Source organism: Burkholderia sp. Ac-20392 (assembly GCF_017104585.1).
Classification (GTDB): Bacteria; Pseudomonadota; Gammaproteobacteria; order Burkholderiales; family Burkholderiaceae; genus Burkholderia; species Burkholderia lata.
In genome coordinates this window covers 1-7,907 of sequence record NZ_JAAGPB010000415.1, presented here as the reverse complement: position 1 = coordinate 7,907, position 7,907 = coordinate 1, and the positions used below count along the sequence as shown (strand labels likewise).

Annotated in this window: 8 protein-coding genes and 1 pseudogene; all 9 read right to left on the bottom strand. The window is 68.2% G+C overall.

Features of this window, described 5'->3' with window-relative positions; translation table 11 throughout:
• Positions 1 to 63: 63 nt before the first annotated feature.
• Complete coding sequence (locus G3N99_RS30665; RefSeq protein ID WP_206124245.1) at positions 64 to 1,479, bottom strand: amino acid permease; 1,416 nt, start codon at positions 1,477 to 1,479, stop codon at positions 64 to 66.
• Positions 1,480 to 1,594: 115 nt separating this feature from the next.
• A complete protein-coding gene (kynU, locus tag G3N99_RS30660) occupies positions 1,595 to 2,824 on the bottom strand; it encodes a kynureninase (RefSeq protein WP_174939082.1) in 1,230 nt (409 codons plus the stop codon).
• Between the two features lie 43 nt (positions 2,825 to 2,867).
• Positions 2,868 to 3,893, bottom strand: a complete 1,026-nt coding sequence (locus G3N99_RS30655; protein WP_174982478.1) for an amidohydrolase family protein — start codon at positions 3,891 to 3,893, stop codon at positions 2,868 to 2,870.
• Between the two features lie 32 nt (positions 3,894 to 3,925).
• Positions 3,926 to 4,450 (bottom strand): 3-hydroxyanthranilate 3,4-dioxygenase, encoded by a 525-nt coding sequence (locus tag G3N99_RS30650; protein WP_174939078.1) that lies wholly within the window; start codon positions 4,448 to 4,450, stop codon positions 3,926 to 3,928.
• 49 nt (positions 4,451 to 4,499) lie between these two features.
• A complete protein-coding gene (locus G3N99_RS30645) occupies positions 4,500 to 4,931 on the bottom strand; it encodes a RidA family protein (protein ID WP_011350328.1) in 432 nt (143 codons plus the stop codon).
• A complete protein-coding gene (locus G3N99_RS30640; RefSeq protein ID WP_206124243.1) occupies positions 4,928 to 5,701 on the bottom strand; it encodes a fumarylacetoacetate hydrolase family protein in 774 nt (257 codons plus the stop codon). Before G3N99_RS30640 ends, G3N99_RS30645 begins: the two co-directional genes overlap by 4 nt.
• The gene (gene dmpG, locus G3N99_RS30635) at positions 5,698 to 6,726 is read right to left on the bottom strand and encodes a 4-hydroxy-2-oxovalerate aldolase (RefSeq protein ID WP_174943162.1); all 1,029 of its coding nucleotides are present in this window, start codon (positions 6,724 to 6,726) and stop codon (positions 5,698 to 5,700) included. Before dmpG ends, G3N99_RS30640 begins: the two co-directional genes overlap by 4 nt.
• A gap of 13 nt (positions 6,727 to 6,739) precedes the next feature.
• Positions 6,740 to 7,684: an acetaldehyde dehydrogenase (acetylating) gene (locus G3N99_RS30630; RefSeq protein ID WP_206124241.1), complete on the bottom strand. Its 945-nt coding sequence runs from the start codon at positions 7,682 to 7,684 to the stop codon at positions 6,740 to 6,742.
• A pseudogene (locus G3N99_RS42435) lies at positions 7,681 to 7,791 on the bottom strand (2-keto-4-pentenoate hydratase); the annotation flags it as partial. The pseudogene G3N99_RS42435 and the gene G3N99_RS30630, both read right to left, overlap by 4 nt.
• Between the last annotated feature and the right edge of the window lie 116 nt (positions 7,792 to 7,907).

The window sequence follows — 7,907 nt, the reverse complement described above, 5'->3', positions numbered from 1 at the left end:
CGATCGGACATCACCGCGTGCGGTTGCCGCCGGGAAGCGCCGCAGCGCGGGTGCGTCGCCCCGTCACTGCCCCGGCACGTGAACGCCCTCGCGCCCGCCCGCCGGCTCGGCGCCCTTGCCGCGATACCACACCGCGTAGACGACCGACAGCACGATCATGAACGGCACGCCGCAGAACAGCGTCATCCGGAACTCGCGCGTGAAGTACGTCGTCACCAGCGCCGCGAACATCAGCGCGGCGCCGAGCAGCGACGTGACCGGGAAGCCCCACATCCGGAACGCGAGCGTCTGGCCGCGGTGGTGGCGGCGGAAGAACAGGTGCGTGACGAAGATCATCAGCCACGTGAACATCGCGCCGAACATCGACACCGACATCATCATCACGAACGACGTGTCCGGGTACAGCACGTTCAGCACGGTCGCGAGCGCGATCCCGATCGCGGACAGGCCGAGCGCGGCCGCCGGCACGCCGTGGCCCGTCAGCCGGCCGAGCGCCTTCGGCGCGTAGCCGGCGCGCGACAGGCTGAACATCATCCGCGTCGTGATGTAGAGCTGGCTGTTCATCGCCGACAGCGCGGCCACCAGGATCACGAAGTTGATCACGCCGGCCGCGCCCGGCACGTGCGTCGCGGCCATCACCTTCACGAACGGGCTTTCGTCCGAGCCGGCCGCCGTCCACGGGACGATCGCCAGCATCAGCGCGAGCGTCAGCAGGTAGAAGAACACGAGGCGCGCCATCGTCGCGCGGAACGCACGCGTGATCGCCTGGTGCGGGTCGCGCGCCTCGCCGGCCGCGACCGCGATCATCTCGATGCTCAGGTAGCTGAAGATCGACACGATCACCGCGACCCACATCCCCCATACGCCCTTCGGAAAGAAGCCGCCGTGCGCCGTGTAGTTCGCGAAGCCGATGCCGGAGCCGGCCGGCGCACCGAACACGACCACCGCGCCGAGCGCGATGAACGCGACGATCGCGGCGATCTTCAGCATCGAGAACACGTACTCGACCGCGCCGAACACCTTCACGCTGACCAGGTTGATGCCGATCAGCGCGGCCGAGAAGCCGACGATCCAGTACCAGCCGGGCACGGCCGGAAACCAGTACTTCATGTACACGGCGATCGCCGTCACCTCGGTGCCGACCGCGAACACGATCGACGCCCAGTACGCGTAGCGCACGAGGAAGCCGGCCAACGGGCTCAGGTAATGCTCGGCATACGCGCCGAACGAGCCCGACGTCGGGTGCGCGACCGTCATCTCGGCGAGGCAGCCCATCAGCAGCAGCGCGATCAGCGCGCCGATCGCATAGCTGACGAGCACGCTCGGCCCCGCGAAGCCGATCGCGAAGCCGCTGCCGAGGAACAGTCCCGTCCCGATCGCGCCGCCGATCGCGATCATCGACAACTGCGCGGTGGACAGCCCGCGATGCAACCCCTTCTCACGTTCGACGATCGCGTCGAATCCCTGCCGCTGGTTCATGCCGTGTCTCCTTCGTCGAACGCGCCCCGCGTGGCGCGGGACGTCGTCCGATCTCGTTCTGTTGCGTCGTGTTGCGTCGTGTTGCGTCGTACTGCGTGCCGGATTGCGCGGGCCGTCAGGTCACCGACTTGCGCGCGAGGAATGCGTCGGTGTTCCATGCGCCGCTCGTCACCACGTCCTTCAGCGCGGCGATCGTGTCCCACACGTCGACGTAGCGCACGTACAGCGGCGCGAAGCCGAAGCGCAGGATGTCGGGTGCGCGGAAGTCGCCGATCATGTTGCGCGCGATCAGCGCCTGCACGATCGCATAGCCCTGCTCGTGCGCGAGCGACACCTGGCTGCCGCGCTGCGCGGCGTCGCGCGGCGACGCGAGCGTGAAGCCGAGGCCCGCGAGTTCCTGGTCGACGAGCGCGATGAACAGGTCGCCGAGCGCGACGCTCTTGTCGCGCAGCACGTCGAGATCGACGCCGTCGAATGCGTCGAGCGCGGCTTCGAGCGCGATCACGCCGAGCTGCGGCGCGGTGCCCGTCAGCATCCGGTCGATCGCGGGGTGCGGCGCGTAGTCGTGCGTGAAGTCGAACGGCTTCGCGTGGCCGTGCCAGCCCGTCAGCGGCTGCCGCACGCTCGCGAGATGCCGCGACGCGACGAACACGTAGGCCGGTGCGCCGGGCCCGCCGTTCAGGTACTTGTAGCCGCAGCCGACCGCGAAGTCCGCGTCGCACGCGTTCAGCCCGATCGGCATCGCGCCGGCCGAGTGGCACAGGTCCCACACGCTCAGCGCGCCGGCCTCGTGCGCCAGGCGCGTGACGGCCGCCATGTCGTAGCGCTTGCCGCTCTTGTAGTTCACGTGCGTCAGCGATACGACCGCGACGCTGTCGTCGATCGCCGCGACGATGTCGTCCGGATCGACGCAGCGCAGCTCGCAGCCGGTCATTTCGGCAACGCTCGCCGCAATGTAGACGTCGGTCGGGAAGTTGGTGCGCTCCGCGAGGATCACGCGGCGCCCCGGCCGCATCCGCGTGGCCGCCACCAGCACCTTGAAGAGGTTCACCGACGTGGAATCGGCGACGATCACCTCGCCGTCGCCCGCGCCGATCAGCTTTGCGATCTTGTCGCCGGTGCGCTGCGGCGCCGGATACCAGTCGGCGTCGTTCCACGAGCGGATCAGCCCGTGCGCCCATTCGTGCTGGAGCGCGCGCTGCATGCGCGCCGGCACGTTCGCCGGCATCGCGCCGAGCGAGTTGCCATCGAGATAGATCGTGTCGGCGGGCAGGTCGAAGCGCGCGCGGCAGTGGGCGAGCGGGTCGGCCGCATCGAGCGCGGCGCAGTGTTCGCGTGTGGTCATGAAATCAGGTTTCCTTCTTGAATGATGGTCGTCGTAAGGGGCGTCAGGCCGCGCGCGACGCCGCGGCCGGCGGCAGGTCGAAGAAGCGCAGCGCGTTGCCGCCGAGGATCTTGGCTTTCGCAGGTTCGGAGAGATCGGGATGCTGCTCGACGAGCGAGCCGATCCGTTGCTCGCCGAGCGGGAACGGATAGTCGGAGCCGAGCATCACGCGGTCCTCGCCCATCGTGTCGACCAGCAGGCGCAGCGCGCCGCGATCGAATACCGCGCTGTCCACGTGGAAGCGGTCGAGATAGCTGACGGGCGGATGCGGGCAGTCCTCGCGCACGATGTCGCGCTGCTCCCACGCGTTCTGCACGCGGCCGAGCAGGAACGCGAAGCTGCCGCCGCCGTGCGCGAAGCACAGCTTCAGCGTGCGCGGAATCCGCTCGAACGCGCCGGACAGGATCAGCGACACCATGCTGAGCTGCGTCTCGGCCGGCATCGCAACGAGCCACGGCAGCATCCACTTCTTCATCCGGCCGTCGGTCATCATGTCCCACGGATGCACGAGCACCGGAATGCCGTCGTTCGCGCAATGCGCGAGGAACGTGACGAGGTGTTCGTCGTCGAGGTCGAGCGGGCCGAGGTGGTTGCCGATCTGCACGCCGCGATGGCCGGCGCGATGCGCGCGCGTCGCTTCGCGGCACGCGAGCTCGACGTCCTGCAGCGGCACCTGCGCAAGCGCGAGCATCCGGTCGGGCGCATGCGCGCACAGTTCGAGCGCGCGGTCGTTCATCCGCATCGCCCAGTCGTGCGCATCGTGCGGCGCGCTGTCGTAGCCGAACATCACGGGCGTCGCGCACATCAGCTGGATGTCGATGCCGAGCGCGTCCATCTCTTCCAGGCGCGCGGCCGGGTCCCACAGTGCGCGGTAGACCGGGCGAAACGCGCGGTCGCCCGTCATGATCATCCCGTTCTGGCCGTCCGCGTCGATGCGCAGCCACGGCGCGCGCTGCGCGTCGAGGCGCGCGGCCTCTTCCCGCGAGATCGGCGGGAAGAAGTGCGAATGCATGTCGATTCGAAGTGTCATCGTCGTTCTGTCGGGTTGAAGGCGCGGCGGGCTCAGGCCGCGTTGCCGGAATGCACGTGGCCGCAGTGCGCGCAGCGGCGCAGCGTGTCCGACGCGTAGAACGCATCGAACAGCGGCGGCAGGTCGGTGACGATGCTCTTGAGCTGCACCTCGACGCGATGGACGAGATGCCCGCACGCGTCGCAGTACCACTCGAACCCGTCAACGATGCCCGCCGGCCGCTGCCGCTCGATCACGAGGCACGCGCTGCCGGCTTCCGGGCGCTGCGGAGAATGCCGCACGTGCGGCGGCAGCAGGAACATGTCGCCTTCCTTCAGGTCCACGCGTTCGCGCTTGCCGTCGATCCACAGGTGCAGGTACGCGTTGCCGCGCAACTGGTAAAAGAATTCCTCGAACGGATCGTCGTGATAGTCGGTGCGATGATTCGGGCCGCCGACGACGGTCACGATGAAATCGCTGTCCTGCCACACCTGCTGGTTGCCCACCGGCGGCTTCAGCAGATGCGCGTGCTCGTCGATCCAGCGCGAGAAATTGAACGGGGTGCCGTACTTCAGCATGGTCGTCTCCTCCGGGCGGGCGACGTGAAACGCCCCCTCGCCGCGCATGTCATTTTTTCGGTGCGTACGCGATCGCCTTCATCTCGATCAGCAGATGCGGATGCGGCAGCTGATGCACCGCGACCGTCGTGCGCGTCGGGCCGGTTTCGTCGAAATACTCGCCGTACACCGCGTTGTAGCCGGCGAAATCGTTCATGTTCACGAGGAACGACGAAATCTCGACGAGCGACGACAGATCGGCGCCTTCGCTGCGCAGGATGTCGCGGATGTTCTCGATCACCGTGCGCGTCTGCTCGCGGATGTCGAGCTGCACGGTGCCGAGCGCGTCGGCCGACGCGCCCGCGATCGTGTTGTCGGGCCGCCGCGAACTGGTGCCCGACACGAACAGGAAATCGCCTGCACGCGTGATGTGCGGGAAGCGGCCGCGCGGCGTGGCCTTGCCGGGCACGACGCGGCCCTGGATCGAATGGTCTTGGCTCATGATGGTCGAGTGGTGGTGAATTCGGTGCTGCCGAGCCCGTGCACCGTGCAGTGCACGTGCGCGCCGGCAGGTAACGCATCGGCGGCCGTCGCCGCGCCGGCCATGATCAGCGAGCCGGCCGGCAGCACGAGCCCGCTCGCCGCGATCAGCCGCGACGCCTGCACGACCGAGCGCAGCGGATCGCCGAGGATCGCGGCGGTCGAGCCGGTCTGGACCACGCGGCCGTTGATCCGCATCACGACGCCCGCGTTGCGCAGCCCGTCGAAACGCGTGCTCCACGGGCCGATCGTCAGGCCGGCCGACGAGCAGTTGTCGGCCACCACGTCCTCCAGCGTGAAGCGGAAATCGCGGTAGCGCGAATCGATGATCTCCATCGCCGGCGCGACGGCCTCCAGGTAGCCGGATGCTTCGAGCAGCGTCAGCGGCCGGTCGATGTCGCGGCGCGTGAGAAAGCACACTTCCGGCTCCACGCGCGGATGGATGAAGCGTCCGAGCCCGACGTGCCCGCCGTCCTCTTCCAGCATCGTGTCGGTGAGCCAGCCCCAGATCAGGCTGTCGACGCCCATCTGGACCATCTTCGCGCGGCTCGTGAAGCCGAGCTTCACGCCGACCATCGTCTCGCCGCGATCGATGCGGCGCTCGATCGACGCGCGCTGGATCACGTAAGCCTCGTCGAGCGAGAACGTGGCGCCGGTCGTCAGTTGCGCGATCGCTTCCGCGTGACGCGCGGCGTCGTCGACGCGGGCAGCCAGCCTGTCGAGATCCGTCATGCGGCCTCCCGTGCCTTCAGCATGTCGAGCGCGACGTCGACGATCATGTCCTCCTGCCCGCCGACCATCCGCCGCCGGCCGAGCTCGACCATGATGTCGAACGCCGACAGCCCGTATTTCGCGGCGGCCGCTTCGGTGTGGCGCAGGAAGCTCGAATACACGCCCGCATAGCCGAGCGCGAGCGTTTCGCGGTCCACCCGCACCGGGCGCTCCTGCAACGGGCGCACGATGTCTTCCGCCGCGTCGATCAGCTGCTTCACGTCGCAGCCGTGATGCAGCCCGAGGCGGTCGACCGCCGCGACGAACACTTCGAGCGGCGCGTTGCCGGCGCCTGCGCCCATCCCCGTCAGCGACGCATCGATGCGGTCGCAACCGTGTTCAAGTGCGACGATCGAGTTCGCGACGCCGAGCGACAGGTTGTGGTGCGCGTGCATGCCGGTCTGCGTGGCCGGGTCGAGCACGGCCTTCAGCGCATCGAAGCGCGCGGCCACGTCGCGCATGCCGAGCGCGCCGCCCGAATCGACCACATACACGCACTGCGCGCCGTAGCTTTCCATCAGCTTCGCCTGTTGCGCGAGCGCGTCCGGCGACGTCATGTGCGACATCATCAGGAAGCCGACGGTGTCCATCCCGAGTTCGCGTGCATACGCGATGTGCTGCTTCGAGATGTCGGCTTCCGTGCAGTGCGTCGCGATCCGCACGATGCGCGCGCCGGCGTCGTACGCGGCGCGCAGGTCGTGCACGGTGCCGATGCCCGGCAGCAGCAGCGTCGCGACCTGCGCACGCTTCACCGTGCCGGCTACCGCCTCGATCCACTGCAGGTCGGTATGCGCGCCGAAGCCGTAGTTGAAGCTCGACCCCGACAGCCCGTCGCCGTGCGCGACCTCGATGCTGTCGACGCCCGCGTCGTCGAGCGCACGCGCAATCGCGACCGCGTGGTCGAGCGAATACTGATGGCGGATCGCATGCATGCCGTCGCGCAGCGTCACGTCCGATAGATAGATCTTTTTCATCTGGTCGGTCATCGCCGATCTCCCGTCACGCTGCGACGCGGCTGGCCGCGATCTGTTCCGCGGCCGCGAGCGCGGCCGACGTCATGATGTCCAGGTTCCCCGCATACGACGGCAGGTAATGCGCGGCGCCTTCGACTTCGAGGAACACGCTGACCTTCAGCCCCGCGCGGCGCTCGCCCGCGTCGAACGCGAGCGGCTGCGCGGCCGTGTAGCGGTCGAACTGGACGGCCTGCTTGAGCCGGTAGCCGGGCACGTAGCTCGCGACCGCGTCGACCATCGTGCGGATCGAATGCTCGATCGCGGTGGTGTCGGCGTCTTCGTCGGTCAGGCAGTACACGGTGTCGCGCATCATCAGCGGCGGCTCGGCCGGGTTCAGCACGATGATCGCCTTGCCGCGCGCGGCGCCGCCGACCGTCTCGATCGCCTTCGACGTCGTTTCGGTGAATTCGTCGATGTTCGCGCGCGTGCCGGGGCCGGCCGAGCGGCTCGAAATCGACGCGACGATTTCCGCGTAATGCACCGGCGCGACGCGCGACACCGCGTGCACGACCGGGATCGTCGCCTGGCCGCCGCAGGTCACCATGTTCAGGTTCGGCGCGTCGAGATGCTCGAACAGGTTGACCACCGGCACGACGAACGGACCGATCGCGGCCGGCGTCAGGTCGATCACCTGCACGCCGTGACGGCCGAGCACCTCCGCATGGCGCGCATGCGCGCCGGCCGACGTCGCGTCGAACGCGATCCGCACGTTCGCGAATTCGGGCATCGCGACGAGGCCGTCGATCCCGCCGGCGGTGGTCGCCACGCCGAGCCGCGCGGCGCGCGCGAGCCCGTCGGAGGCCGGGTCGATGCCGACCATCGCGGCCACTTCCAGATGCTTCGCATGGCGCAGCACCTTGATCATCAGGTCGGTGCCGATGTTGCCGGAGCCGATGATGGCCACGGCGAGCTTGTCGAGGTCTTTCATCATTCACGCTCCGGTTGGGTGGAGAAATACGCGCTCACGCTGCCGAGCCCTTCGATTCGCGCGGTGAACACGTCGCCCGGCTGCACGCCGACCATCGGCCCGAGCGCGCCCGGATCGGAGGAGCACACGCCTGACCTCAGGTCACCAATAAACAACTCTTATGCGTTCTTCTGCTTGAAAAAAAAAAAAACTAGCCACTCTACCTCCAACACTGCACTCGTCACAC